At 66.5% G+C, this 26,520-nt stretch carries 22 protein-coding genes; 7 read left to right on the top strand and 15 right to left on the bottom strand.

What is annotated here, in order from left to right:
• Window position 1: 1 nt before the first annotated feature.
• Window positions 2–1,414, bottom strand: a complete 1,413-nt coding sequence (locus AC4LGL_RS12855) for an aldehyde dehydrogenase family protein (RefSeq protein ID WP_491839021.1) — start codon at window positions 1,412–1,414, stop codon at window positions 2–4.
• A gap of 19 nt (window positions 1,415–1,433) precedes the next feature.
• Complete coding sequence (locus AC4LGL_RS12850; RefSeq protein WP_491839020.1) at window positions 1,434–2,561, bottom strand: NDMA-dependent alcohol dehydrogenase; 1,128 nt, start codon at window positions 2,559–2,561, stop codon at window positions 1,434–1,436.
• 188 nt (window positions 2,562–2,749) lie between these two features.
• Here AC4LGL_RS12850 and AC4LGL_RS12845 point away from each other — a divergent pair, with 188 nt between their 5' ends.
• Window positions 2,750–3,838: an AraC family transcriptional regulator ligand-binding domain-containing protein gene (locus AC4LGL_RS12845; protein ID WP_491839019.1), complete on the top strand. Its 1,089-nt coding sequence runs from the start codon at window positions 2,750–2,752 to the stop codon at window positions 3,836–3,838.
• Between the two features lie 51 nt (window positions 3,839–3,889).
• Window positions 3,890–5,092, top strand: a complete 1,203-nt coding sequence (locus AC4LGL_RS12840; protein WP_491839018.1) for a serine hydrolase domain-containing protein — start codon at window positions 3,890–3,892, stop codon at window positions 5,090–5,092.
• 27 nt (window positions 5,093–5,119) lie between these two features.
• Here AC4LGL_RS12840 and AC4LGL_RS12835 read toward each other — a convergent pair whose 3' ends face one another.
• Complete coding sequence (locus tag AC4LGL_RS12835) at window positions 5,120–5,323, bottom strand: hypothetical protein (protein ID WP_491839017.1); 204 nt, start codon at window positions 5,321–5,323, stop codon at window positions 5,120–5,122.
• Window positions 5,324–5,377: 54 nt separating this feature from the next.
• Complete coding sequence (locus tag AC4LGL_RS12830) at window positions 5,378–7,987, bottom strand: helix-turn-helix transcriptional regulator (protein WP_491839016.1); 2,610 nt, start codon at window positions 7,985–7,987, stop codon at window positions 5,378–5,380.
• Window positions 7,988–8,181: 194 nt separating this feature from the next.
• On the opposite strand from AC4LGL_RS12830, the gene AC4LGL_RS12825 reads away from it, so the two are divergent.
• Both AC4LGL_RS12825 and AC4LGL_RS12820 read left to right on the top strand, forming a co-directional pair.
• Window positions 8,182–10,452 carry a zinc metalloprotease gene (locus tag AC4LGL_RS12825; protein ID WP_491839015.1) on the top strand — a complete coding sequence of 757 codons (2,271 nt, stop codon included), beginning with the start codon at window positions 8,182–8,184 and terminating at the stop codon, window positions 10,450–10,452.
• Entirely contained in the window at window positions 10,449–10,748 is a 300-nt protein-coding gene (locus tag AC4LGL_RS12820; RefSeq protein WP_491839014.1) for a hypothetical protein, read from the top strand. The genes AC4LGL_RS12825 and AC4LGL_RS12820 overlap by 4 nt, the downstream gene beginning before the upstream one ends.
• Before the next feature lie 5 nt (window positions 10,749–10,753).
• Here the strand turns inward: AC4LGL_RS12820 and AC4LGL_RS12815 are convergent, their stop codons facing one another.
• The gene (locus AC4LGL_RS12815; RefSeq protein WP_491839013.1) at window positions 10,754–11,251 is read right to left on the bottom strand and encodes a DinB family protein; all 498 of its coding nucleotides are present in this window, start codon (window positions 11,249–11,251) and stop codon (window positions 10,754–10,756) included.
• A gap of 248 nt (window positions 11,252–11,499) precedes the next feature.
• Between AC4LGL_RS12815 and AC4LGL_RS12810 the strand changes: the two genes are divergently transcribed.
• Complete coding sequence (locus tag AC4LGL_RS12810) at window positions 11,500–12,906, top strand: aldehyde dehydrogenase family protein (RefSeq protein ID WP_491839012.1); 1,407 nt, start codon at window positions 11,500–11,502, stop codon at window positions 12,904–12,906.
• A gap of 4 nt (window positions 12,907–12,910) precedes the next feature.
• Here the strand turns inward: AC4LGL_RS12810 and AC4LGL_RS12805 are convergent, their stop codons facing one another.
• Genes AC4LGL_RS12805 through AC4LGL_RS12780 form a run of 6 tightly spaced genes read right to left on the bottom strand, consistent with a single transcriptional unit; the run spans window position 12,911 to window position 19,585 of the window.
• The gene (locus tag AC4LGL_RS12805; RefSeq protein ID WP_491839011.1) at window positions 12,911–15,595 is read right to left on the bottom strand and encodes a fumarate reductase/succinate dehydrogenase flavoprotein subunit; all 2,685 of its coding nucleotides are present in this window, start codon (window positions 15,593–15,595) and stop codon (window positions 12,911–12,913) included.
• Window positions 15,592–16,341, bottom strand: a complete 750-nt coding sequence (locus AC4LGL_RS12800) for an ABC transporter ATP-binding protein (protein WP_491839010.1) — start codon at window positions 16,339–16,341, stop codon at window positions 15,592–15,594. Before AC4LGL_RS12800 ends, AC4LGL_RS12805 begins: the two co-directional genes overlap by 4 nt.
• Entirely contained in the window at window positions 16,338–17,198 is an 861-nt protein-coding gene (locus tag AC4LGL_RS12795; protein ID WP_491839009.1) for an ABC transporter permease, read from the bottom strand. The genes AC4LGL_RS12800 and AC4LGL_RS12795 overlap by 4 nt, the downstream gene beginning before the upstream one ends.
• Window positions 17,195–18,625 carry an ABC transporter substrate-binding protein gene (locus AC4LGL_RS12790; protein WP_491839008.1) on the bottom strand — a complete coding sequence of 477 codons (1,431 nt, stop codon included), beginning with the start codon at window positions 18,623–18,625 and terminating at the stop codon, window positions 17,195–17,197. Before AC4LGL_RS12790 ends, AC4LGL_RS12795 begins: the two co-directional genes overlap by 4 nt.
• A 10-nt stretch (window positions 18,626–18,635) precedes the next feature.
• Window positions 18,636–18,863 (bottom strand): 4Fe-4S dicluster domain-containing protein, encoded by a 228-nt coding sequence (locus AC4LGL_RS12785; protein WP_003880761.1) that lies wholly within the window; start codon window positions 18,861–18,863, stop codon window positions 18,636–18,638.
• Window positions 18,860–19,585, bottom strand: coding sequence for a GntR family transcriptional regulator (locus AC4LGL_RS12780; protein WP_491839355.1), 726 nt, complete (start codon window positions 19,583–19,585; stop codon window positions 18,860–18,862). Before AC4LGL_RS12780 ends, AC4LGL_RS12785 begins: the two co-directional genes overlap by 4 nt.
• Window positions 19,586–19,895: 310 nt before the next feature.
• Here AC4LGL_RS12780 and AC4LGL_RS12775 point away from each other — a divergent pair, with 310 nt between their 5' ends.
• Window positions 19,896–21,371, top strand: coding sequence for an HNH endonuclease signature motif containing protein (locus AC4LGL_RS12775; RefSeq protein ID WP_491839007.1), 1,476 nt, complete (start codon window positions 19,896–19,898; stop codon window positions 21,369–21,371).
• Here AC4LGL_RS12775 and AC4LGL_RS12770 read toward each other — a convergent pair.
• The 4 genes from AC4LGL_RS12770 to AC4LGL_RS12755 all read right to left on the bottom strand — a co-directional run bounded on the left by AC4LGL_RS12770 (window position 21,368) and on the right by AC4LGL_RS12755 (window position 25,878).
• A complete protein-coding gene (locus AC4LGL_RS12770) occupies window positions 21,368–23,623 on the bottom strand; it encodes a molybdopterin-dependent oxidoreductase (RefSeq protein WP_491839006.1) in 2,256 nt (751 codons plus the stop codon). The two genes, AC4LGL_RS12775 and AC4LGL_RS12770, sit on opposite strands and share 4 nt — an antisense overlap.
• 90 nt (window positions 23,624–23,713) lie before the next feature.
• Complete coding sequence (gene nusB / locus AC4LGL_RS12765) at window positions 23,714–24,202, bottom strand: transcription antitermination factor NusB (RefSeq protein ID WP_491839005.1); 489 nt, start codon at window positions 24,200–24,202, stop codon at window positions 23,714–23,716.
• Between the two features lie 2 nt (window positions 24,203–24,204).
• Window positions 24,205–24,768 (bottom strand): elongation factor P, encoded by a 564-nt coding sequence (gene efp, locus AC4LGL_RS12760; RefSeq protein ID WP_029107488.1) that lies wholly within the window; start codon window positions 24,766–24,768, stop codon window positions 24,205–24,207.
• 24 nt (window positions 24,769–24,792) lie between these two features.
• Entirely contained in the window at window positions 24,793–25,878 is a 1,086-nt protein-coding gene (locus AC4LGL_RS12755; RefSeq protein WP_491839004.1) for a M24 family metallopeptidase, read from the bottom strand.
• 33 nt (window positions 25,879–25,911) lie between these two features.
• Here AC4LGL_RS12755 and AC4LGL_RS12750 point away from each other — a divergent pair, with 33 nt between their 5' ends.
• On the top strand, window positions 25,912–26,481 hold the full coding sequence (locus tag AC4LGL_RS12750; RefSeq protein WP_491839003.1) for a B-4DMT family transporter: 570 nt from the start codon (window positions 25,912–25,914) through the stop codon (window positions 26,479–26,481).
• The last annotated feature ends 39 nt before the right edge of the window (window positions 26,482–26,520 follow it).

Raw genomic sequence — 26,520 nt, 5'->3', positions numbered from 1 at the left:
ATCACCGCTGGATCGACTTGATCTCGAGGAATTCCTCGAGCCCGTACCGGCCGGCCTCACGCCCGTTGCCCGACTGCTTGTATCCGCCGAAGGGCGCGTTGGCGTTGAAGGCGCCGGCATTGATCTGCACCTGGCCGGCCCGGATCCGGCGCGCGATGCCCTCGGCACGCTCCGGCGAGGCGGACCAGACCGCCCCGGCCAGGCCGTAATCCGTTGCGTTGGCGATCCGTACCGCGTCGTCCTCCGAGTCGTATGCCTCGATCGCGAGAACCGGGCCGAAGACCTCTTCGGAATGAATCGCCATGTCCTCGGTGACGTCGGAAAACACGGTCGGCCGTACGAAGGCACCTGGGCCGTCGGTTGCGGTGTCGCCGCCGGTGACCAGACGTGCCCCTTCGTTCATCGCCGTCCGGATATGGCCGATCACCCGCTCCTGCTGCGCCCGGGACGACAGCGGGCCCAGTGCAGTCCCTTCGTCGCTCGGGTCGCCGACCGGCAGTGCGTCAGCAGTCGCCTTCGCGAGTGCCTCGACCTCGGCCAGCCTGTCACGCGGGACGATCATGCGGGTCAGCGCCGAGCAGGTCTGCCCGGAGTTGAGCATCATCGTCTTGACCGACGCGGGCACCACCGATTCCAGGTCGGCGTCGTCGAGAATGATGTTGGGGCTCTTGCCACCGAGCTCCAGCGAGACGCGCTTGACGGTGCGGGCGGCGACTTCCTGCACGCGCCGGCCGGCCCGGGTTGATCCGGTGAAGCTGACGATATCGACGTCGTCATGACCGGCGATCGCCTCGCCCACATCCGCCCCGGTGCCGAACACCAGGTTGAACACGCCTGGGGGCAGACCGATCTCGTCGATGATCTCGGTCAGCGCGAGCGCGCACAGCGGCGTCACCTCACTGGGTTTGACGACGACGGTGTTTCCCGCGGCCAATCCGTAGGCGACCTTCAGGGCGATCTGATGCAGGGGGTAGTTCCAGGGCGTGATGGCGCCCAGCACGCCGAACGGTTCGCGCACGATCGTCGATCCGCGGTATTCGTTCTCGAACTCGTACTCGCGCACGATGTTGGCGGCCTCGGCGAAACTGTTGAGTGGCAGCCCCAGCTGGATCGCCCGGGAAATCGTGATGGGACAACCCATCTCGGAGGAGACCGTGCGGGCCAGGTCTTCGGACCGCTCGGCCAGCTTGCCGGCGATCGCGGTGAGGTAATCCGCGCGCTCCCCGACCGGCGTCGCCGACCATGCCGGGAAAGCGGCACGTGCGGCTGCCACGGCGGCGTCGACGTCTGCGGCAGTGCCGGCCACCACCTCGGCGATCACCTCGTCGTTCGCCGGGTTGATGACGGGTATGCGGGTGCTGCCGCTCGAAACCGCCCACTTGCCGTCGATGTAGTTGCTGTCTTGAATCTGCATTGATGCCCCCTTGTTCGGTTCAGTGGTCGGCGTCGGAGTAGACGACGAGGCCGCGAAGATTCTTGCCGTCGAACATGTCCCGGTAGCCCTGATTGATGTCTGCCAGGCGGTAGCGGGTGGTGACGAGTTCGTCGAGCTTGAGATTGCCGGAGCGGTAGAGGTCGAGGAGTCTCGGGATCTGGGTGCGGGGGCCGACGCCGCCGAACACCGCCCCCTGGACCCGTTTCTGCAGCAGGGTCAGCTCGAACAGATTGAGGTCGACGGTCGACTGGGTGAAATCGCCCATGCCCGTGACGATTACCTGTCCGCCCTTGCCGGTCAGGCTCAGCGCCTGCTGGATGTGTTCGCCCTTGATCTCGCCGACCGTGATGATCGTGACCTCAGCCATCTTTCCCCACGTGAGGTCGGGCAGTTCGGCGGCGGCGTCCTCGACGGAGGCGAACGTGTGGGTGGCGCCGAACTCGAGCGCCTTCTTCCGCTTGAAGTCGACCGGGTCGATCGCGACGACGAACCGTGCACCCGCGAACTTCGCCCCTTGCACCGCGTTGATCCCGACTCCGCCGATGCCCATCACCACGACTGTGTCGCCCGGGTGGGTGTCACCGATTTCGGTCGCCGAGCCCCAGCCGGTGGAGACTCCGCAGCCCAGCAGGGCGGCCACCTCCAGCGGTATGTCCTTCTCGATCTTGACGACCGAGGCCTGGCTGACCGTGACGTACGGCGCGAAGGTGCCGAGCAGGCACATCTGGATGACCGGTTGGCCGTCGCGGGTCACGCGGTACGTCTTGTCGGAGACAGCCTGGCCGGTCAGCAGCCCGGCGCCCTCGTCGCAGAGGTTCTGCAGACCCGTGGCGCACGACGGGCACGTGCCGCACGCCGGAATGAAGGCGAGGACGACGTGATCGCCTTCTTCCAGCCCGGTGACGCCGGGGCCGACCTTGGTGATCACACCGGCACCCTCGTGACCACCGAGTACGGGCATGAACGGCACCGGACTGCTGCCGGCGACGACGTGTGCATCCGAGTGGCACAGGCCCGACGCGGCCAGTTTCACCTGCACCTCCCCGGCAACCGGGTCCCCCAGGTCAACCTCGCAGATCGTCCATGGTGCGCCGATTTCCTCGACGACAGCGGCCTTGACTTTCACCAGAGCGTCTCCTCGCGTGTCATCCGACACAGTTCTGGGCGAACTGAGATCTGAATCACTCCCCCGAACCGTAGAGCCGTGGCGCGCCGTCCGACAGGACCGTCCCGGCCACAACTCGACATTTCCGGCCACTTCGGAGGCTCATGCCCTCGTTGACCGCGCTCCGCAGGTCGGCAAAACTGGGCGTCATGACGCCGGTCCTCGCCGAATCCGCTGATCAGGGGGCACTGCCCAGCTCCCCGGTGCTCCAATCGACCAACCGGGTCATAGCGGCCATGACCGACCCCTGGGACCACCCGCGCACGGCGGTTTCGGTCGCGATCATGTGTGAGTGGGCGGCCCGGCGCGGCATCCCTGCCGAGGCGGTGCTGGCGGGTTCTCATCTCGATGCCTCCTCCCTGACCGACATCGACACCGTCGTCGAGGCCAGCCAGGAGCTCGCGGTGATCCGCAATCTGGCCGCCCGGTGCGCGGACAGTCCCGGTTCGGGGGTGGAACTGGGCAGCAGCTACCACCTGACCGCCTACGGCTATCTGGGTTATCTCCTGGCTGCGTCGGCCAGCGTGCGGGACACGGTCCATCGTGGCCTGTACTACGCAATGCTGACCTTCGCCTTCTCGACCATGACGGCCCGCATCGACGACGACCACTACGTCCTGGCCTTCGATGCCGGTGACATGCCCGAGGCGATCCGCAGGTTCGTCGTCGAACGTGATCTGACCGCGGTCATGCAGATTCAGCGCGATACGTTCCCCGACGTCGACGCGGTCCCGCTGCACGAGATCAGGTTCGCCTTCCTGGCTCCTTCCGTCAGCAGCTGTGTCGAGGTGTACCGGGACTACTTCCGGGTGCCGGTGTCATTCGGCTACGCCCGCAACGAAATCGTCTACGACGTGGGCTATCTGGACCTGGCACCGCCGATGGCGAACGCCCACACGGCCGAGCTGATGGTCGCCCACTGTGACCGCATCCGCGCCGAGCGGTTGCATCACACCGGGGTCGCCGCCCAGGTGCGCGCACATCTGCTCGACCAGTCGTCTCTCGACCTCACCCTGGAAGACGTGGCGCTGCACCTGCACTACGCATCGCGGACATTGCGCAGGCACCTCGAGCGCGAGGGCACCACCTACCGGGCCGTCCTGGACGAGGTGCGCCGGAGCGTCGCCGACAATCTCCTGCGGGACCGCATGATTCCGCATTACGAGATCGCCCACCGGCTCGGGTACCAGGACTGGTCGAGTGTGGTCCGGGCCCGCAGGCGCTGGCGCCGCGGGTGACGCCTGGAGGTAGCCGAGATCGGGACTGCGCCTCTGGATAGGCTGGCGCGGATGAATCTCGACGGCAATCAGACGTCCATCCGTGAGGCGATCGACGCTGGGCTGCTGGCCGGCGCGGTCACGCTGGTGTGGCAGGCGGGCAAGGTGCTCCAGGTGAATGCCCTGGGGCACCGCGACGTCGACGCCCGTCTCCCGATGCAACGGGACACCATCTTCCGGATCGCCTCCATGACAAAACCTGTCACGGTGGCTGCGGCGATGGCGCTGGCCGAGGAAGGCAAGTTCGCGCTGAACGAGCCGGTGACAAAATGGCTGCCGGAACTGGCGGACATGCGGGTGTTGCGCGAGACGCGCGGACCGCTGGACCGCACCGAGCCCGCGCGGCGGCCCATCACCTTCGATGACCTGATGACCCACCGCAGCGGTCTGGCTTACGTGTTCTCGGTGCTGGGGCCGCTGGCGACGGCCTACGGCAAGCTGTCGCTGCGCCAGGACCAGGACCGCTGGCTGGCCGAGGTGGCCAAACTTCCGTTGGCCCATCAGCCCGGCGAACGCCTCACCTACAGTCACGCCACCGATGTGCTGGGGATCGCGTTGTCCCGGATCGAGGGGAAGCCGTTGGCCCAGGTCCTGTCCGAACGGATCTTTGCGCCGCTGGGCATGGTCGACACCGGATTCTCGGTCGACGTCGCCGGCCGCCGTCGGGCGGCGACGATGTACCAGCTGACCGCCGAGAACACCCTGACCCACGATGTGATGGGCCCGGCGCCGATCGCCGATCCCCCGTTCTGCACAGGCGGGGCAGGCTTGTTCTCCACCGCAGACGACTATCTGAAGTTCGCCAGGATGCTGCTGGCCGGCGGCACGGTCGACGGGGTGCGGGTGCTGTCCGAGGAGTCGGTCCGGGTGATGCGCACCGATCGGCTCACCCCCGAACAGAAGCAGCACCAGTTCCTGGGCGCACCGTTCTGGGTGGGTCGGGGCTTCGGCCTGAACTTGTCGGTGGTCACCGACCCGACAAAGTCACGCCAGTTGTTCGGCCCTGGCGGGCTGGGCACCTTCAGTTGGCCCGGCGCCTACGGCACGTGGTGGCAGGCCGACCCGCCGGCGGACCTGATCCTGATCTATCTGATCCAGAACCATCCGAATCTGTCGGTGGACGCCGCAGCCGTCAGCGGCAACACCTCGACGGCGAAACTTCAGGTGGCACAACCCCGTTTCGTTCGACGGACGTATCAGGCGCTGGATCTGTAGTCCTGCGGTCGCGACACCGTGACCAGCTCAGGAATTCGCGGTCGAACGCAATGCCGCGGCCAATTTGGCTTCGCCGATCCGGTAGATGCCGTCGAGCGCGGAGTCCTCGACACTGAGGTACTCGCACACCAGTTCACGTGCCACTCCGGCGTCGCGGAGCCGCAATGCCAGCGAGTACGGCAACGGCAGTTGCCGCAACGCCTGTTCGTGCAAGTCCCCCTCGTCGGCCATCGATTCAGGATGCGACGGTTCCACCGAACCAGAGCGAGTACCGCGATACCCGAATCAGCCGCGATGCCGCCGCGGTAGGAGCGCGATCAGCTCGGCCCTGGTGGATGCCCCGGTTTTCGCCATTGCCCGGTAGATGTGTCCCTCGACGGTGCGGATCGAGAGGCGTAGCCGGTCGGCAATCGCGCGACTGGACAGCCCGGCTCCGATCAACATCGCGATCTCACGTTCCCGGGCGGTCAAGGGCAGACGTTCGGCGGCCGCGAGCAATGCCGGCGTGGCCGCGCCACCGCAGGCTTCGGCCAGTGCCGTAGCCCGCGTCGCCGCTGCCAGAGCCGACCCCCGCATCTCCTTGCGCCGATACGCCACCGCCGCGCGACCGGCCGCATCGGCCGCCGCGACCAGGTCGCCGAACTCCTCGAATTCTGCTGATGCCTTTGCCAACCCGTCGCCGTCGTCATGGGCGAGGGCCCGGCACAACGCGGCAGCGGCGCCGACCCGCGGCCCCTCGACCAGACCGGTCAGCTCGTCGAGCCGTCGGGTACGGGAATGGTCGCCGAACTGGGCCGCCGTCTGCAGGCACAACACCTCGGCCGCCAATTGCCCGTTGTTCCCTGCGGTGTCTGCCGCATCGAGCACGATCTCCACCGCCTCAGACACCGCCCCCTGACTCGCAGCGACCCAGGCCCGCACCAGGGCATGCTCGTAGGCGAGGTAATGCCAACTGGGATGGCGACACTCGTCGAGTTCCATGACCGCGCCGTCATCCGCCAGACCGGTTATCGCCAGTGCAGTGGCCTTCGGCAGGTGAAAGCGGTAACCGAATCCGTTGCGCTCCCCCGCAGCCCGCATCAACTCGACCGCAGGATTCAGCAGTTCAGCCGCATCGCCGAGTTGTCCGGCCCATGCGGCGGAGCGACCCGCCAGCGCCATGCCGAAGAGCTGCGCCACGCCGGGCAGCTCGGCGGCCAGCCGGCTCAGCTGCCCGGCTTCCTCGCGTGCCTCGCGGATCCGCCCGGCCAGAAGCAACGCACCGATATGTGCGTCGGCGATGACGAACCGGGTGTGGGCCGCGTCGAAAGAACCGTCCGTGATGCGGTAACCGACCCGAGCGGCGGCAACCGCCGCGTCGGCACGCCCCGCGTCGCCACACGACAGGGTCACGGACCACGCCGTGACCGCACCCACGATGGCGGGCAGCGCATCGAGATCCAGTCCGCTGGACGCTGTCGCGGCCCGCTCTGGATATCCGGTCGCGGCCCAGTACACCGAGTAGAACGCGTCGATGCCGGCCCGGGCGTCGGCCGGAATGCCCGCCGCCGCATCGTCGATGTGCCGCTTGGCACCCTCCGGATCGGCCAGTGACCACAGCAGGTTCGACGCACGCAGGAACGCCAGCCGGGCCCGTCCGTCATCGGTGAGCTCATCGGTCTGGATGGCGTCGAGCACCGCGTCCGACTCCTCGCCCCGACTGAGCCATGACAAGGCATGGGCCCGAATGAATTTCGCCTCCGCGCCACCGCCTGCGGCGATCGCTCCCTCAGCCAGCCGGTCGGCCAGCGCCAGATCGGACAACCACACCGCGCCCTGCGCGGCCCGAGTCAGCAACTCGGGGTCGGGCGCGAGATCCGAATCGAGCATCAGCGCGGCTCGCCGCACCACCACCCGCATGGACTCGCGGTCGTCCCGGTCGCCGAGCGCGGTGGCAACCAGCCCCCGCAGGCGGCGCAGCCGAGAGCCCGGCACCCGGTTGCGCCGCACCTCGGCGTACAACGGGTGTGCCACGCGGACCTCACGGTCGGTGGGATCGATCGTGATCAGTCCACGGGCCTCGGCCGTCGCCACCGCATCGGCATCGGTGATCGCGGCCAGCCGATGCAGCTGGATCGGCTCGGCCACCGCCAATACGTCGACCACCTCACTCACCGCCGGTGGCAGTGCACCGATCCGCGTCTCGATCAGTTCGACCAGGCTGGGCGGAATCACCGGATCGCCGGTCCACCGCCAGTAGCCCTGCCGACACGCGAGGCGACCCTGCGCGACCTCCTGCTCGACGATGTTGCGCAGGTACAGCACGTTGCCCCGGGTCAGCCGCCACAGCCGTCGCGCTGCGTCCTCGTCCGGCGGGCCGTCGAGCGCGGCGGTCAGCAGCCGTGTCGATTCGTCGCGGGACAACGGCTGCAGGTCCAACCGCTCGAACCTGCCGCGGTCACATGCCGTCAGCACCTCGGCAGGTACCGGGGCACCCGTGCGCACGGTCAACAGGAGCTTGGCGGCGCCCCGCTGGACGATCTGCTGCAAGACGAAGCCCGACAACCCGTCGAGCAGGTGTGCATCGTCGACGCACACGAGTACCGGCCGGCCGTCGGAGGTTCCGGTCAGGCCGCCGATCACGCGGCCGACGAGCGCCACACTGTCGGCGTCCGAGGTACCCACCCATCGTGCGAACGTTCCCAGCGGCAGTCCCTGAGCCGCCGATGTTCCCACGGTCCAGCGTGTTTCGTAACCGCCGGTACCTGCTACCGCGAGCGCTTCTCGGGCGATACGGCTCTTGCCAACCCCTGCGCTTCCATAGATGACGATCCCGGACAGTTCGGTAGAGGCCAGCGCGGCGTCGATCAGCCGGCTCTCCTCCAACCGCCCTGTCAGCGGCCAGGCGAGTCGCACGCATCGAGATTAGGCGGAGGCCCGGTCGTTAGCACGGGTAACGACAAACTTCGAGCCAATTCGTTTGAGCGTCGCACCGGTCATGCTGAGAAATTGAAGTAGTGCAGTACGCGCGCCACCTCTGGGCCTGCGGTGCAACCGTGAGGATCTGTCGATCCACGAGGGATCCGGCGCGAGTCGAGAGGGCCGTAGAGATGACTTACATCGAAATTCCCGAGAGCCTGAGTCGAGACGATATCGACATTGCCGGCGGTGTTCCCACCGAGAGTCCTGACGAACTCGAGGCTCCGGTAATCCCTATTCCCCCGTGGCTCATCCCAGCGGCAAGCGGACTCTACACATGGCGGCTCGTGGATGTCCTCAATCTTCCTCCTGCAGATGCAGGCGTCGACGGACAGCCGACGGGAAACGGACAAGAAGCAACATTGCCTCCGATTCTCTTGCGGCGCGAGGAATTACGTCTCGACATCGACCGGCAGTACCCGCAGATGACAGCGAGCGGGACATCGTTCGCCGTGACAGAGCGCTATCACTGGGTAGCGTCACTGGCGAAGATCGGCGTCAACCATTGGGCTGGTCCGATTTGGTTCAAGGACGGAGATGTTGCATCCTTCGGATACACCAATGTCGACATCCGGGCTGTGAAGAGTCCCTTTGTCAATCAGCGGTCGGCGAAGGTCACGTTCACCGGCGGCGGACAGCGATCCTTTACTCGGGCCTATCGGTGGACATCGACAGCGTTTCATCCGGTCGAGTTCGAGTTCGATCACACGCCTGATGCAAACCCGGTCTATGCCATTGATACCCATGCGCATCCGAATCGGCCGGTGTCGTTGCCGTCGGAGAATTTGTCGATCGAGGATGTGTTCGCCCGCGCGGGCTTCAGTGTGACCAAGTCGAGCGGCGACAGTGTTGTTCCGGTCGGTGGCGCCGGCGCCAACGGAACGTGGAGCGACGCGGAGATGCACGATGCCATGCAGACCTACTGGTCGCGATTCAAGAATGCCCCGCAATGGTCGATGTGGACCTTCTGGGCGGCACTGCATGACCAGGGAACTTCGCTCGGCGGGATCATGTTCGACGACATCGGCCCCAACCACCGCCAAGGTACGGCAATCTTCACCGAAGCGTTCATAAAAGACCCGCCCAGAGGCGACCCTGCTCCCGACGCCTGGGTGGCGCGTATGCGGTTCTGGACTGCGGTGCACGAGATGGGTCACGCTTTCAATCTGGCCCATTCGTGGCAGAAGGCACTCGGCACGCCCTGGATCCCGCTTTCCAATGAGCCCGAGGCGCGTTCGTTCATGAATTACCCCTACAACGTCCAGGGCGGCCAGGGAGCGTTCTTTGCGGACTTCCCATTCCGGTTCAGCGACCCTGAGTTGCTGTTCATGCGCCACGCCCCGGCTCGCTTCGTACAGATGGGCAATGCCGACTGGTTCGACCACCACGGGCTTGAGCAGGCCGAGCTCAATGCGCAGTCGACCTATCGCGTCGAGGTCCGCGTCAACCGAGACAGGCCCGTGTTCGAGTTCCTCGAGCCCGTCATACTGGAAGTCAAACTCACGAATACCGACACGCAGCCAAAGCTTTTGCCCTCGACGGTCATCGACCCACAGGACGTGCTCGTAATCCTCAAGCAGAAGGGCAAGCCGGCGCGCCAATGGATGCCATACTCACGGCAGTGCCGCAAGCTCGACATGACCGTCCTACAACCGGGCGAATCGATGTACCAAGCGCTACCGGTTTTCGCCGGGCTGAACGGTTGGGACGTATCGGATCCCGGGGTCTATCAGATTCAGGTTGCGGTCGACGTCGACGGGCGGGTGGTCACCAGCGCCCCGCTCCAGCTGCGAATCGCCCCGCCTCGAAGCTGGGACGAGGAAGACGTAGCGCAGGAGTTCTTCTCCGAGGATGTTGGCCGCACGCTGTCGTTCACCGGTACCGCGGTCCTGACGTCGGCCAACGAAGTGCTGCGTGACACTGTCGAACGGTTGCCCCAGACCAGGGCAGCCATCCACGCCGCGGCGGCGTTGGCGGCGCCGCTTGCAAAGGATTACAAATTGCTGGTGATCCCAGAAGCGCCGATCACGACGACCCGCGTTGCCGAAGCAGGCGGCATAGTCGAGCAACGACCGGCGCGCGTCGATGACGTGGTGGAGCTGATCGGCGACAGGGTGCCGACACTTGAAGCTGCAGAAACCTTTGGTCACATAACGTTCCGCAACAACGTCGAGGCGATCAACCAGGCGCTGGCGACGAGTGGCGCAGTCCAGCCCGCTGCGGCGATGCAGAAGTCATTGGGCGACATCCTGGGACAACGCGGCGTTCTGCCTTCCGTGGTCGAAGCAGTTGACGACAAAGCCAAGGCGCTCGCTGCCGCGGCCTCGAAGGGACCCGGGAAGAACCGTCGAACCAACGGCAACAACGGTGACCGGCAAGCACATAAGCGTCGGAACTCGTGAAGCTGCACATCGAACTGCAGGAGGGGTGGGGCGGCGATCTCGTCGAGGTCACTGTCGGCGGCGAGCGAGCCTACGACGGTCGCCCCACGACCCGAATGCAGACGGGCTATGCCGCCGGCGTTGAAGTTGATCTACCTGACGCCGAGGAGTCGGTGTCTGTCGAGGTACGTCTTCCTGAGCGCGGCATAGTCGCCCGCCACGAGGTGAGCACCCGACATGAGACATGGATCGGCCTGAACCTGGAGGGCGATGTCGTGCGGGTACGTGAACAGCCCAATCAGTTCGGATACGTCTGAATCGATCACCGGCCGGTGGTGCCGTCGATCAGTTCGCGAAGGATATCCGCGTGACCGGCATGGCGGCCGGTCTCTTCGATCATGTGAGTCAGGGCCCAGCGGACGCTGGCCGAGGGGCGCCCGGGCCGGGATCTCGGAAGCGGTGCCGCGAGATCGGTGCAGTCGTCGAGCACCTCATTGGCCCGCTCGACGGCGTTCCGGTAGCGGGCGACGATGTCGGCGGCGCGGTCCGACCGTTCGACAGCGAACGTCGCCTGCCAGTCAGTGACGTCGTCCCCGAGAAAAATCCACCGTTCGACGTAGGTCAGATGATTCAGGAGGCCGAGCAGCGTGGTCCCCGACGGCACCGGCGACGTACGCGCCATCGGTTCCGGCGCGCCGTCGACCTTCGCAGCGATCGACGCGCGCAGATAGTCGAGAAACCCCCGCAATACCTCGGATTCGCTGTTCGCGGTCCGTGGCGGCGGATTGTCGTGCCTGCGGCGCTGGCTTGTATCCACCATGCCCAGTATCTGCACGGCGGCGCCCGATGGCACGGATCTTGCCGTTCCGGCAAGCGAGGAACGAACTTCCTCGCATGCGGGCAGTTCGGGAACTTTTCACCGCAGGCACGGAGAAACCTCTTTACCCGTCCCACTTACGCGCATAAGCTCACGGTGGTTTGTCCGCGGCCTCGCGCGCAGACCGACAGTTTTCGTAATCGACGTGCCAGGCCTGCCCCGCAGAGCGACTCGGCGAAAGGACGGACCAAGTGAGCAGCTCCATCCCGGTGTTCAACCCCTCCAACGAGGAGCAGATCGCGGAGGTCCCCGATTCGGATCAGATCGCAGTCGACGCCGCGGTGGCCCGGGCACGAGAGACGTTCGAATCAGGGGTGTGGCGCAAGCTGCCCGCGGCCCACCGGGCCGAGGTACTTTTCCGCGCCGCCGAGATCATCAAGGCGCGCACCGAGGAGCTCGCGGAGATCGAGGCGCGGGACAACGGTATGAACGCGATGGCTGCGCAGCAGATCATCAAGGTCGCCAACGAGATGCTGATCTACTACGCAGGTTGGGTTGGCAAGATCCACGGCGAGTCGGCCAATCTCATCTCCGACGGCCTGCTCGGCCACTTCGAGGAGTATCACACCTTTACCCAGCTCGAGCCGGTCGGCGTCGTCGGCCTCATCATCCCTTGGAACGGACCGTTTTTCGTCGCCATGCTCAAGGTTGCCCCGGCCCTGGCGGCCGGATGCAGCGCAGTGCTCAAGCCGGCTGAGGAGACCCCGCTGTCCGCGCTGAAGCTCGAAGAGATCTTCCGCGAGGCAGGATTGCCCGACGGTGTGCTCAATGTCATCACTGGGTACGGCGAGACCACCGGCGCGGCGCTCACCGCGCACCCGGACGTAGACAAGATCGCGTTCACCGGGTCGACGGAGGTTGGGCGTCTGATCGTCAAGGCCGCCGCAGGCAACCTCAAGCGCCTGACGCTGGAACTCGGTGGGAAATCGCCGCTGATCATGTTCGACGACGCCAATCTCGACAAGGCGATCATGGGTGCCGGCATGGGGTTGCTCGCCGGTTCCGGCCAGAACTGTTCCTGCACATCCCGTATCTATGTCCAACGCAAGATCTACGACCAGGTCGTAGAAGGGCTGGCGGGCTTTGCGCAGATGCTGCCGATGGGCGGCTACGAGGACCCCACGTCGGTTCTCGGCCCGCTGATCAGCGAGAAGCAGCGCAAGCGCGTGGAGGGCATCGTCAGCGACGGTGTGGCAGGCGGCGCCGAGGTGATCACAGGCGGCAAGCCGATGGATCGCAAGGGCTACTTCTACGAGGCGACCATCGTCACCAACACCACCCCCGACATGCGGCTGATCACTGAGGAGATCTTCGGCCCGGTCGGCTCGGTGATCCCCTTCGACGAAGAAGAAGAGGCGATCTCCGCCGCCAACGACACCGAGTACGGCCTGGCCGGCGCGATCTGGACCGAGAACCTCAGCCGCGCCCATCGCGTCGCGAATTCCCTTCGGGGTGGCCAGATCTGGGTGAACTCCGCGTTGGCGGCGGACCCCTCCATGCCGATCTGTGGCCACAAGCAGTCCGGTTGGGGCGGTGAGCGCGGCAAGAAGGGACTAGAGGCCTACTTCAACACCAAGTCGGTCTACATCGGACTATGACCGCTCAGCCAGCGAGCGCCTGACGCGCGTACGCCCGCACATCGGCGTCACTGTCGTCCAACGCCACGGTCAGCGCCTGACGCGCCGTCTCCGAATCCGCCCACCGGCTCAGGCTCAGCACCGCGGCCTTGCGGACATCGAGATGCTGATCGTCCAGCGCCCGCGACAGGGTGGGTACCGCCACCTCCGGCACGGCCCCGGCCAACGCCCGGGCCGCGCCCTGACGAATCTGCCAGGCCGACTCGGTGAAGGCCTTCTCGACGCTGACCACGTCGTCGCCGGTGCAGCCGACCGCGCCGAGGGAGGCCAGGGCCGCCGCCCGGACGAGCGGATCCGGGTCGTCGAGTGCCACGCGCACCGCATCGGCACCGGCCCGCAGGGTCGCCAGGCCGCCCACCGCGGCGATCCGCACCTCCCGGTTCTCGTCGGTCGTGGCTGCCGCGACGCCGGTGTGGTCGTCGACCGACACCAGAGCGCGCACGGCTTCGATCCGAACCCGGTGATCGATGTCGGTCGACGCAGCCCGGTACGCCTCGGCGCTACCGGCGCGCCGGGAACTCAGCAGGTACACCGTCACGGCACGGACCACCGGGTCTGCGGACTCGAGTCGGTCGACGAAGGCGCCCGGGTCCGGCAGGACCTCGACGAGTTCACGGACCGCGTCGGCGGTCTCGCGCCGCACCCCGGCGTCGTCGTCTGCCAGCGCGGCCACCAACGCAGGCTGGTACCCGTCGGGCAGATACTCGACGAGGGTGGCGACCGCGGTACGGCGCACGCCGGCGTCCGCGTCGGTCAGGTAGCCGCTCAGATCCTCCAGCGTGGGCTCCTCCAAGGCCAGCACCGCGGCGATGCGTGGCGACGGCGGCTGCCCGGAATCGGTGGTCCGGACGCGGGACCGCTCGACAGCCGGAGCCCGGCCGCCGTGCAGGTGTGGCTGTTCGACCGCCGTCACCGGGTCCTGCGAGGTCAGGTGGTCCAACTCGGGGACCGCGACGAAATACGGTGCCACCGGCCGCTTCACGAACTGCATGGAGCCGTCGTCGCCCTTGTACAGGTTCAGGTGGTAACGCCACTGCTGGTCGTCCCGCTCGGGCAGGTCTGCCCGCTCATGGTAAAGACCCCAACGCGATTCGGTCCGGGTCAACGACGAACGCGCCGCCATCTCCGCGCAGTCGCGGATGAAGGACACCTCGGCGGCACGCATCAACTCATGCGGCGTGCGGGCTCCGATCCCCTCGACCTCGGCCTCCATCCGCTCGAAGGTCTGCACCGCGATCGACAGCTTGGTCGCGGTCTTCGGCGGCGCCACATAGTCGTTGACGAACCGGCGCAGCTTGAACTCGACCTGCGGCTGCGGCGGACCGTCCGGGTGACGCAGCGGACGGTAGATGAGCTCATGAGCCTCGGCCACCTGATCGGCCGGAAGCTGACCCGGCACAGCCACTTCCGACAATGTGGAGGCCGCGTGCTCACCGGCCAGGTCGCCGTAGACGAAAGCGCCGATCATGTAGTTGTGCGGCACGCACGCCAGGTCGCCGGCAGCGTACAGGCCCGGGACAGTGGTGCGGGCATGCTCGTCCACCCATACGCCCGATGCGGAATGGCCTGAGCACAAACCTATCTCGGAGATGTGCATCTCGATGTCGTGGGTGCGATAGTCGTGCCCGCGGTTGGCGTGGAACGTTCCGCGGGTCGGCCGCTCGGTGGTGTGCAGGATGTTCTCCAGCGTGGTCAGCGTCTCGTCGGGCAGATGGCTGACCTTGAGGTAGATCGGTCCACGGGCCGATTCGATCTCCTCTTTCACCTCGGACATCATCTGGCCTGACCAGTAGTCGGAGTCGACGAACCGCTCCCCCAGCGCATTGACCTGGTAGCCGCCGAACGGGTTGGCCACATAGGCACAGGCCGGGCCGTTGTAGTCCTTGATCAACGGATTGACCTGGAAGCATTCGATTCCCGAAAGCTCGGCGCCGGCGTGGTAGGCCATCGCGTATCCGTCACCGGCATTGGTGGGATTCTCGTAGGTGCCGTACAGATATCCCGAGGCCGGCAGTCCGAGTCGGCCGCACGCTCCGGTGGACAGAATCACCGCCTTGGCCGCGACAGTGACGAATTCACCGGTGCGGGTGTTGAATGCGACCGCGCCGACCGCCCTGCCCCCGTCGGTGAGCACCCGCACCGGCATGAACCGGTTCTCGATGCGGATCTTCTCGCGCATCGACCGTTGCCGCAGCACTCGGTACAGGGCCTTCTTGACGTCCTTGCCCTCGGGCATCGGCAAGACGTAGGAGCCGGATCGGTGCACGCGCCGCACGGCATACTCGCCGTGCTCGTCCTTCTCGAACTTGACGCCGTACCGCTCGAGCCGCTGCACCATGGCGAAGCCACGGGTGGCGGTCTGATAAACGGTGCGCTGGTTGACGATTCCGTCGTTGGCCCGGGTGATCTCGGCGACGTAGTCCTCCGGCTCGGCCTTGCCGGGGATGACGGCGTTGTTGACGCCGTCCATCCCCATGGCCAACGCACCGGAGTGCCGCACGTGCGCCTTCTCCAACAGCAGCACCTGGGCACCGTTCTCGGCCGCGGTGAGTGCGGCCATGGTGCCGGCGGTGCCCCCGCCGATCACCAGTACGTCGCAGTCGATCCGGATCGCGTCATCGACATCGGGAATCTCGGTCAGTTCGGTCAAGGTTGCTCCAAAGCGGCAATGATCTCGGCGCGCAGCGCCGATCGTTCGGGATGGTCGGTCCGGGGCTGGCCCACCTCGATGAGGGCGCGCAACGGCTGGCCGGCACGACCGAGCACAGCGACCCGGTCACCGAGGATGAGTGCCTCGTCGACGTCGTGAGTGACGAACACGATCGTCGTCGGATGCGCCTTCCAGGTGTCGATCAGCAACCGCTGCATGGCTGCCCGGGTCTGCGTGTCCAGCGCGGCGAACGGCTCGTCCATCATCACCGCGCGGGGTGCGCCGGCCAGGCCTCTGGCGAGCTGGACCCGCTGCCGCATTCCGCCGGAGAGGTTCTTCGGCAGGAAATCGGCGAAACCGGACAGGCCGACTTCGGCGATCCAGCGATCAGCCCGCTCCCGACGATTGGTTTTCGGCTCCCCCCGCAACTGCAGGGCGAGTTCGATGTTGGACCGCACGGTGCGCCACGGCAGCAGGGCGCTGTCCTGGAACACCATTCCGCGGTCCCTCGAGGTGGTGGTGACCGGTTCGCCGTCGGCCAGCACCCGGCCTGCATCGGGCCGCAGCAGCCCGGTGAGCGCACGCAGGACCGTGGACTTACCGCATCCCGAGGGGCCGGTCAGCACCAGGATCTCGCCAGGCTCCACCGTGAGGCTCAGCTCCTCGATCACCGGGGCGCCGGTGTAGGACAACGTGATTCCGTCGAGCTGCAGGCGCAGTCCCGTGCCGGCAAGCGTTGTGGTCATCGCACGCTCTCCTCACCGCGTGGCAGCCAACGGGTGGCCCGACGGCCGATCAGCTCGACCGCCGCGGCGGTCAGGAAGCCGAGCACACCGATCGTGATGATGCCGACGAACACGTCGGGGTAGTTCAGCACCGTGTACGCCTGCCAGGTGCGGTAACCCACACCGAGGCGGCCCGAGATCATCTCGGCCGAGATGACACAGATCCAGGCCACGCCCATACCGACCGAGAGCCCGCCGAACAGTCCCGGCAGGATGCCGGGCAGCACCACCTGGCGGAGCACGTCGAGCCGACCACCACCCAGCGTGCGGACCGAGTCCTCCCAGATGGTCGGAAGCGCACGCACCGCATGCCGGACGCTGACCATGATCGGGAAGTAGGCCGCCAGGAACGTGATGAACACGATCCCCGCCTCATCGCTGGGAAACAACAGGATGGCCACCGGCACAATGGCAATCGCCGGGATCGGCCGGGCCAGTTCCGTGAGCGGACCGAAGATGTCGGCGAACAGGGCGGTGCGCCCCAGCAGGATTCCTGTGATCACCCCGATCACCGCGGCGATTCCGAATCCGGTGAGGATCCGGATCAGCGACTGGCCGAGGTCCAGCCAGTACTCCGGGGTGCCGAGCCGGTTCACCAGGGCCGCAGTGATTTCGGTGACCGTGGGCAGCGTGTCGAACCGCAGCCCGAACCGCACGTCGTTGGCTGTCAACAGCTGCCACAGCACGATGGCCCCCACCACCGACGTCAGGCGGATCAGACGATGCCGCCAGACTGACGGCGGGCGGCGGGTGCTACGGGCTTCCGGCGCGACCGGCGGGTCGCTGACTGCGGCCGGCGCGGCATCGGTGGTGGTCACACCGCACCTGCCAGCGCTTGCCGGTAATCGACGATCGCCGCGCCGGGATGCGCTGCGGCATAACGTTCGGCGCCTGCCTGGGTACCGAAGGGCAGGTAGCCTTCGGCGCCCGACTCCGGCAGGCGCACCCACACCGCCTTGTCGGCGAACCACCGCGTACCCAGTTCGGCGTCGGAGATGTAGGCGGCGCGGACCTTCTTGCCCTCGCCCTCTGCCTGTCGGATCGCCTTGAGCAGGCAGACCGGCGTCGCGGCCGCCGTAGTGGCATCAGACCCGTCGAGCCACAGTTCGCCCGCGGTGGCGGGATTGTCGACAGCGGTGTGGCACACCGGATCGGTGCCGCTCAACGCCGAGGGGTTGACGTTCGACCCCAGCGCCTTGTCGTAGTCCTGACCACGCGTCGCGAACGCCGCCCGCAACGGTGCATCCTGCACGAAACCGGTGACGTCGAGGTCGGCGAAGTTGTCGATCGACTTCAGGTAGGGCACATCGCCTTTGAGTGCGTCGACCAGCGACGGCTTGAGCGTGGTGTCGAACGAGGTTCCGCCCGGCCCGTTGTACAGGTAGACGACCTCCTGCGGCAGCCCACTGCCCTCGGCGACGAGGCGGGCCGCCTCCAAAGGCTTGCTGTTGAGGAAGTCGGTGGCATCCAGTTGTGCCTGCAGGAACGCGTCGAGCACCTCCGGGTGGTCGGCCGCATACGCCCGGCGCACCACCACTCCGTGCAAGGTCGGGTAGTTCAGCTCGGCTCCGTCGTAGAGCAGTTTGGCCTTGCCCTGCTGGACCAACAGCCCGGGCCAGGCGACGAACTGTGAGAGTGCCTGAACCTGACCTGATTCCAGCGAGGAGGCGCCGACCTGAGGCTGCTGGTTGAGCACCTCCACACCGGTCTTGGCGTCGACGCCGGCCTTGCCGAGGGCCTGCACCAACATGCCGTGGCCCGCCGATCCGACGCTGGCCGAGACCTTCTTGCCGGCCAGATCGGTCAACGACTTCGCCGGTGAATCCGGCGCCACCACAACCATGTTCAGCGCACCTTTCGGGTTGTACCCGGTGACCGAGACGATCTCGGTCTTGGCGCGTTCGTTGGCCTGCGTCTTGGACCCGTTGATGAGCATCGGGTAGTCACCCATGGACCCGATGTCGATCTTCTCGGCGACCATCTGCGCGGTGATCGGTGCTCCGGTGTCGTAGTCCTGCCACGTCACGTTGTACTTGGTGCCGGTGCGGGTGGTGATGTCGGCCAACCGACGCTCCAGGTATCCCTGGGCGCGCAACAACGTTCCGGCGGTCACCGTGTTGATGGTCTTGGACTGGTAGCCGACGACGACGTCGACGGTATCGGCCGACTTCGTCGCCGAGTCCAGGGAGCAACCGGCGGTCACGAGCGTGAGGCCGGCAGTGAGGGCGATCAGGGCTGTTTTCACATCGGGTCCTCTAGCGGATGAGATAGGGCATGTTGACGGTGACGGCGCCGGTGGGACAGCGAGCCGCGCAGGGCCCGCAGTACCAGCACTCGTCGACGTGCATGAAGGCCTTGCCGTTCTCGGGATTGATGGCCAGCGAATCCAGCGGACACACGTCGACGCACAATGTGCAGCCCTCGATACACAGGGATTCGTCGATGGTCACCGGGACATCGGCGCGCTGATTGACCAGTGTCATGCGTCTCTCCTAACAAGGTTGCCTCGCATGGTGATTCGGTCACCACGCATCCTGATGTACTCCAGGTCGACGGGTGTGCCGTCATCCAGACTGGTCAGCCGTTCCGACATCAACAGGGCCGATCCGGCGGGCACCTGCAACATCGCGGCCGTGTGTGCGTCAGCCGAAACCGCTTCCAGGGCAAGGCTTGCCCCGCCCAGACGGCGCCCGCTGACTCGTTCGATGAGCGCGAAGATATCGTTGCTCTCCAGCGGATGGTCGATCACCTGCTCACCGATCTCGGGAGCCAGGTAGGTCAGATCCAGCGACACCGGAAGGTCGGCGAGATAGCGCAGGCGCTCGATGAAGACGACCTGGGCACCGGGTTCGAGCGCCAGCTTGCGGGCCACTGCAGGCGGGGCCGACAGCCGCTGAACGGCCCTCACTTCGTTGCGAACGTCGCCGTAGTCCTTGAACGTTTCCTTCAGTCCTACCAACGCGTCGAGGCCGTGATCGTATTTTCTGGCCGCCACATGCGTGCCGACCTTGGTGCCCCGGTCGATCAGGCCCTCGTTCTTGAGGACGGCCAGGGCTTCACGAATGGTGTTGCGGGAAACGAAGAACTCGGCAGCCAGTTCCGCCTCGGACGGCAGCGCCCGGTCGTAGGTGCCTTCGTAGATCTGGTGGCGCAGAACGTCGGCCACCTGGCGGGCCTGATCGGCGCGCGCACGGCGACTCGGCAGCGATACGGGATGGACTTCGGGCTGCGACGACACGCACTCACGGTAAGCGGCGATTCAGGGGTGTCGCAGTGCGGCGAATCTGCCGTTTGCGCAGGTTAACTGATTGCGCCGCCAGCCGACGTCCGGTACCTGGCGAAACCGCCGTCGCGGCTCGCATTGCGCCACCTCGACCGCGAGGAGAATTTACAAATCGCGATGATTGAAACGTCGTTTGGGTCCGCTGGGCCTGTCTGAAAAAACTTTGGTCACTTTGGCCCCGTCCGCCCCAAACAGCGGTTTCTTGTCGGTCACTCGAACTAGTGTTCGAATCATGAAGGTCGGGTTCGCGCAGAACCGGGGCGCGGTACAGACCGCGCTGGCCGACCACCTGGCCGCGACCACGACGCTTGTCGATGTTGATTTCACTGGGTTCGACACTGCGGAGTTACTGGCTATCCAGTCCGAGCGCGAGCGGCAGGCTCGCGCGCAGGCGACGGTCGATCACCGCATCCAGTCGGCGCTGATGGCCCTGACCGGTCCACGGGAGATCGGTGGAAAGTCATGGACTGACGTCCTTGCCACCCGGATGCGGATCAGTCGCAAGGAAGCGTCACGCAGAGTGGCCGCGGCCGCCGACCTCGGGCCGCGATATGGCCTCACCGGCGAGGTGCTGGAGCCGATGCTGCCCGCATGCGCGGAGGCGCTGCGGTCAGGGTCGATCAACACCGAACACGTCACGATCATCAGCCATACGGTGGTGGAAGCGGAAAAGTACGTCGGCCCAGCCGAACTCGCCCAGATCGAGTCGGACCTGGTGGCCACGGCGACCCGTGACACTCCCGAAACCCTGAAGGCCGCTGCCGACAAACTGCTGTATCTGCTCAACCAGGACGGCGATAGTCCCGACGTCGCAGCCCACCTGCGTGGGCTGCGCATCGGCAAACAGGACGCCGACGGGTTGGTTCACGTCCAGGGTTGGCTGGACCCCGAGACCGCTGCCTACCTGACCACGGTCACCGGCGTTTGGGGCGCACCCGGCATCAACAACCCCAATGACCCTGAGCCACTCCACAACCCGTCACCCAACCCGCTCGACATTCCCGACGCCCCTGACGGCGAAGCCGCTGACGTTGAGGCCGGGCCCGAGACGACGGCTACCGAGGCCTCGCCAGCACAGCAACAGGCACAGCAGGAAGCAGCCTGCCGCGACACCCGGACCCAGGCTCAACGCAACCACGACGCACTCAAAGTGGCGCTGCGCGAACTACTGATGTCCAAACGGCTCGGCCAGCACGGCGGACTCCCGGTCACCGTGGTGGTCTCCACGACCCTGGCTGAATTGGAGGCCGGCGCCGGAATCGCCGTCACCGGGGCGGGCATCTGGATGCCGATGACAGAACTCATCCGATTGGCATCGCACAGCTTTCACTACCTCACCGTCTACGAACACCACACCGCAGAGCCCCTGTACATGGCCCGCACGAAACGGTTGGCCACCAAAGCCCAACGCCTTCTGCTCTACAACCGAGACCGCGGATGCACCCGCCCGGGTTGCACCGCCCCGGCGGACTACTGCGAGGCGCACCACGCCAAAGCCGACTGGCAACACGGCGGACGCACCGACGCCCCTGCCCTCGCCCTGACCTGCGGCCCTGACAACCGTCTGGTCGGGCTCGGCTGGACCACCAGCGTCGATCCAGATACCGGTCGCATTCACTGGCATCCCCCGCCCCTGATGGACACGGGGCAAGGCAACCTCAATCACCACTTCCACCCCGAGGAACTATTGGTTCCTCCGGAGCCCTAGCCGTGAACCAGCGTCCGGCTGACTGTCACCGGGATTCCGTTGAGTGCGCCGTTTCCGGACGGCTCGTCGATGAAGTCCGGAAGCGACAGGATGTTGGTGTTCACCCCGGGTGCGGCGTTGGCGACACCGAGCCGGGTGCCGGGCTGGCCGTGTCCCCAACCGTGCGGCATCGACACCACACCGGGTTTGATCGCGTCGGTCACCTCGACGGGCACGACGATCTTGCCTGCGGTCGACGCCACTTCTGCGTCATCGCCGTCGGCGATACCGCGCTCGGCCGCGTCGCGGCTGTGCATCAGCAGGGTGCACCGGTCTCGGCCCTTCATCAGCGAGCCGACGTTGTGCAGCCAGGAATTGTTGGACCGCAGATGCCGCCGGCTGACCAGCACCAGATCATCGGAGCCGCGATCCAGTCGCTCGGCCAGCCGGGGCAGGTCGTCGAGCAGGTACTGCGGCGCGATCCGGATCTTCTTGTCGGAGGTGCCGAGCACCTCGGGCACCCGTGGCACCATCGGGCCGAAGTTGATGCCGTCCGGATGAGCCTTGAGCTTCTCCAATGTCAGGCCGTCCGGGTTCTCGCCGTACCGGTCGCCGAACGCGGCGGTCCGCAGCGTCAGATCGAGCATGCGTTCCGGCCCGCCGTGCTCGTAGTGCTTGCGGACCTCGGCGCCGTCGAGCCCCTGGGTGAAGCACAGGTAGTCGAACCAACCGTCGTCGAGCGCGGCGACGTCGACGTCCTCGGCCGCAGTGCCGGTGCACAACCCGGTCAACCGGATGAGGATCTCCCATTCCTCGGGAGCGTCTGGGTCTTCGCGATGGAACACCGGCGGCGAGTAGCGCGCGAAGCTGTTGATCGCCGCGCCCAGCAGCAGATCGGCGGAATGGGGCTGCTCCAGTGCCGAGGAACCGGGCAGGATGACATCGGCGTGCTTGGTTGTCTCGTTGAGCCACAGATCCACCGAGATCATCGCATCGAGCTGCGGCAGCGCCTCGTCGAGCTTGTCGCCGCCCGGAGTGGACAGCACCGGGTTGCCGGCCACCGTGATCAGCGCCTTGAGTTGCCCTTCGCCGGGAGTGACGATCTCTTCGAGCATGCACGACACCGGCACCTGCCCCATCACCTCTTTGGCCCCGCGTACGCGGGTGCGGTACCGGCCGAAGTTCGGCGCCCCGTCCTCCAGGCCCGGGATCGGCTGGCTGGTGACGGTCCACGCGGTCGGAGTGGCGAACATCGAGCCGCCCGGGGTGTCGAAGTGGCCGGTGACGATGTTGACCACATCCACCAGCCAGCTGGCCAGGCTGCCGAACTCCTGGTTGCAGGTACCGATCCGGCCGTAGACCACCGCGCGCGGTGTGCCGGCCAGTTCCCGGGCCAGACCGCGAATCCGCTCTGCAGCGATACCCGTTGCGGCAGAGACTCTTTCGGGTGACCATGCGGCCACCACCTGTTGCAGCGTCGATACCCCGTCGAGGTGACGCTCCAGGTCGCCGAGGTTGACCAGGCCCTCGTCGAACACGGTGTGGACGATTCCGAGCAGCAGTGCCGCATCGGTGCCGGGCGTGATCGGCAGCCACTCATCGGCCTTGGCGGCAGTGGCGGTGCGCACCGGGTCGATGACGATCACCTTGCCGCGCTTGCGAATACCGCCGATGATGCCCATCACGTCAGGCGCGGCCAGCAACGATCCCTGTGACGCCGCGGGGTTGGCGCCCATGACCACCAGCAGATCGGTGCGCTGGATGTCCGGGGTCGGGAATGCCCACCAGCTGCCGTACATCAGATGCGACGACAGATTCTTCGGCCACTGGTCGATGGTCCCGGGCGAGTAGGTGATCGGCATCCCGGACAGGCCCAGCAGGACCGCCGAGTAGCGCGACAGCGAGAACGAGTGCGCCAGTGGGTTGCCGGTGTAGGCCGCGACCGCGCCGATGCCGTACTTCTCGATCACGGGCGCGAGCAGTTCGGTGCAGCGGCGGAACGCGGTGTCCCAGTCGACCTCGTGCCATTCGCCGTCGACCTTGATCATGGGCCGGCGGATCCGGTCAGGGTCGTCGTGCAGCGCGGCCAGCGACGCGCCTTTCGGGCAGATGTGCCCCGCGCTCCACTGGTCGGCCTTGTTGGGCCGAACGCTCGCCACCTTGCCGTCGGCGACCTGAATCTCCAAGCCGCACATCGCCTCACACAGCGGGCAGGCGTGGAGATGCAGGCCGTCCTCGCCGATATCCGCGATACTTCTCGGCTCGTGTCCCATCAGCGGCCTCCGATGTTGTTACGTGTGACCACACACGTAACAACATCGTGGCACCGAACGACACCGGTATCCCGTTGTTCGGGACAGGTACTACTGGTCGGGGCGATCCTGAGCCGCGCCCTGCACGGCCGCGGCGGCAGCCCGGATCTGCGGGGTCACCAGCATCACCTGGCCCAGAACACCGTTGACGAAGCCAGGTGACTCATCGGTGGACAGCTCTTTGGCGAGCTCGACGGCTTCGTCGACGGCCACCGGCTCGGGAACGTCCTCGGCGTGCAGCAGCTCCCAGACGGCCACCCGCAGGATGGCCCGGTCCACGGCGGGCAGTCGCTCCAACGTCCATCCCTGCAGGTGCGCCGAGATGAGATCGTCGATGTGCGCGGAGTGCTCGGTGACGCCGCGCGCCACCGACACCGTGTAGGGGTTGAGCGGGGTGACGTCGGGCTGGTCCTCGGCCAGCGCGGCACGGCCGTCGGCCACCGCCTCCGGCGTCAGACCGCGGGCCTCGGCCTCGAACAACAGGTCGACGGCGCGCTTGCGGGCCTGGTGACGGCCCCGGTCGCCACGGCGATCAGGCATGCTCAGCCATTCACGCGGCCGAGGTAGCTGCCGTCGCGGGTATCGACCTTCAGCTTGTCGCCGGTGTTGATGAACAGCGGAACCTGGATCTCGGCACCGGTCTCCATGGTGGCGGGCTTGGTGCCTGCGCTCGAGCGGTCACCCTGCAGGCCCGGCTCGGTGTGGGACACCTCGAGCTCGACCGACACCGGAAGCTCCAGGTACAGCGGAACACCATCGTGGAACGCGATCTGCACGGGCAGGCTCTCCAGCAGGAAGTCGGCCAACCGGCCGACGAGCGCCTCGGACAGCGGATGCTGGTTGAAGTCTTCGGAATCCATGAAGACGAAGTCGCTGCCGTCGCGGTACAGGTAGGTGGCGTCGCGCCGGTCCACGGTGGCCGTCTCCACCTTGACGCCGGCGTTGTACGTCTTGTCGACGACCTTGCCGGACACCACGTTCTTCAGCTTCGTCCGCACGAAGGCCGGGCCCTTGCCCGGCTTGACGTGCTGGAATTCGACGATCTGCCACAGCTGTCCGTCGATCTGCAGGACGAGCCCGTTCTTGAAGTCGGCAGTCGATGCCATGAGGGTGTAGCTCCTAAGCTTTTGTCACAAAATGGCCAGTTCCTTGGGGAACCGGGTAAGCAGGTCGGGTGCCGACTCTCCGACGACCAGGGTGTCCTCGATCCGGACACCGCCGCGATCGGGCAAGTAGACACCAGGCTCAACGGTGACCGCAGAGCCAGCAAGCAGTGTACCGGCGGCAGCGGCATTGATTCCGGGCGCTTCGTGGATCTGCAGTCCGACGCCGTGCCCGAGTCCGTGCCCGAAGTTGTCGCCGTAGCCGGCATCGGCGATGACCTGGCGTGATGCCGCATCCACCGAGCTCAGCGAAACCCCAGGAGCAAGTGCCTCGCGGCCGGCCCGCTGCGCGGTGGCCACCAGCTCATAGATGTCGCGCTGCCAGTCCGCGGCTGGGCCCAGGACGAACGTGCGCGTCATATCGGAGTGGTAGCCGGCGACGAGCGCACCGAAATCGATCTTCACGAAGTCGCCCGCAGCCAGCACCGCATCCGTGGGACGGTGGTGCGGGATGGCGGAATTCACGCCCGCCGCCACGATCGTCTCGAACGACGGGCCATCGGCGCCGTGATCGAGCATCAGGGCCTCCAGCTCATTGCGCACCTCGCGCTCGGTGCGGCCGGGACGCAGGCCACCACGCTCCAGTAGGTCCATCAGCGCCGCGTCGGCGGCCTCGCAGGCCAACCGCAGCATCGCAATCTCGCCGGCGTCCTTGACCTCACGCAGCGCCTCCACGGTGCCCGCCGCGCGGATCCACTCGACCGTGTCGCCGGCCGCCTTCTTCAGGGCCGCGTAAGCATCCACCGTCACCACATGGCTCTCGAAACCCAGCCGCAGGGCGCCGGCGCGGGCGGCGCGCCCGGCCAGGTGCGACCCACACGCCCGCTCGATGACCACCTCGGCGTCCGGTGACTGCTGCGCGGCCTGCGTGCGGTAGCGGCCATCGGTGGCCAGCACCGGCACGACATCCTCGGCGAGTATCAGCAGGGCCGCGTTCGAACCGGTGAATCCGGACAGATAACGCACGTTGACCAGGTCAGTTACCAACATCGCGTCCAGACCCGAATCGGCCAGTCGACGCCGCAGCCGGTCCCTGCGCTGGGAAATAGTCACGGTCTGTGACGCTACTCGCTACAGTGTGCCCCCATGAGCAAGTGGTTACTGCGCGGAGTGGTGTTCGCAACAGCGATGGTCATCGTGCGCTTACTGCAAGGAGCACTGATCAACGCCTCGCCGGGTAATGCCACCTGGTGGAGCCTCGCGCTGGTCACGGTGTTCGGAATCGGAGTGCTGATCTGGGGCCTTCTCGACGGCCAGAGTGATGCCCGCGCCAATCCGGATCCGGACCGTCGCGCCGACATGGCGATGACCTGGCTGATCGCCGGCCTGTTCGCCGGCGTCGTCAGCGGCGCCGTGGCGTGGTTCATCGGGCTCTTCTACAAGAGCCTCTACACCGACGCGCTGCTCAACGAGGTGACCACGTTCGCAGCGTTCACCGCCCTGCTGACGTTCCTGCTCGGCGTGGCAGGTGTGACGGTGGGCCGCTGGCTGGTTGACCGCAAGGCGCCGCCGCAGCCCCGCCAGCGTCACCACGGCCTGGCCGCAGACGACCGCGCCGACACCGATGTGTTCGCCGCCGTGAGCGCCAACGGCGCCGCCGAGAGCACCGACGACACCACCCAGGCCATCGAGTACCCCGAGCAGCCCAAGCAGTAGCCGGTCCGCTGCCCGCAAGGGCAGAACGAGAATTCAGTC

The sequence above is a fragment of the Mycolicibacterium arcueilense genome (assembly GCF_058536225.1).
The sequence above is the reverse complement of the archived record's forward strand: the minus strand, read 5'-3'. Positions and strand labels throughout refer to the sequence as shown.

Excerpts from the sequence above, each read along its gene's own strand:
- AC4LGL_RS12845 (WP_491839019.1), top strand. The coding sequence starts at position 2,750 with ATGACGCCGGTCCTCGCCGAATCCGCTGATCAGGGGGCACTGCCCAGC.
- AC4LGL_RS12750 (WP_491839003.1), top strand. The coding sequence starts at position 25,912 with ATGAGCAAGTGGTTACTGCGCGGAGTGGTGTTCGCAACAGCGATGGTC.
- nusB (WP_491839005.1), bottom strand. The coding sequence starts at position 24,202 with ATGCCTGATCGCCGTGGCGACCGGGGCCGTCACCAGGCCCGCAAGCGC.
- AC4LGL_RS12770 (WP_491839006.1), bottom strand. The coding sequence starts at position 23,623 with ATGGGACACGAGCCGAGAAGTATCGCGGATATCGGCGAGGACGGCCTG.
- AC4LGL_RS12775 (WP_491839007.1), top strand. The coding sequence starts at position 19,896 with ATGAAGGTCGGGTTCGCGCAGAACCGGGGCGCGGTACAGACCGCGCTG.
- AC4LGL_RS12815 (WP_491839013.1), bottom strand. The coding sequence starts at position 11,251 with ATGGTGGATACAAGCCAGCGCCGCAGGCACGACAATCCGCCGCCACGG.
- AC4LGL_RS12855 (WP_491839021.1), bottom strand. The coding sequence starts at position 1,414 with ATGCAGATTCAAGACAGCAACTACATCGACGGCAAGTGGGCGGTTTCG.
- AC4LGL_RS12835 (WP_491839017.1), bottom strand. The coding sequence starts at position 5,323 with ATGGCCGACGAGGGGGACTTGCACGAACAGGCGTTGCGGCAACTGCCG.
- AC4LGL_RS12840 (WP_491839018.1), top strand. The coding sequence starts at position 3,890 with ATGAATCTCGACGGCAATCAGACGTCCATCCGTGAGGCGATCGACGCT.
- AC4LGL_RS12800 (WP_491839010.1), bottom strand. The coding sequence starts at position 16,341 with ATGACCACAACGCTTGCCGGCACGGGACTGCGCCTGCAGCTCGACGGA.
- AC4LGL_RS12785 (WP_003880761.1), bottom strand. The coding sequence starts at position 18,863 with ATGACACTGGTCAATCAGCGCGCCGATGTCCCGGTGACCATCGACGAA.
- efp (WP_029107488.1), bottom strand. The coding sequence starts at position 24,768 with ATGGCATCGACTGCCGACTTCAAGAACGGGCTCGTCCTGCAGATCGAC.
- AC4LGL_RS12825 (WP_491839015.1), top strand. The coding sequence starts at position 8,182 with ATGACTTACATCGAAATTCCCGAGAGCCTGAGTCGAGACGATATCGAC.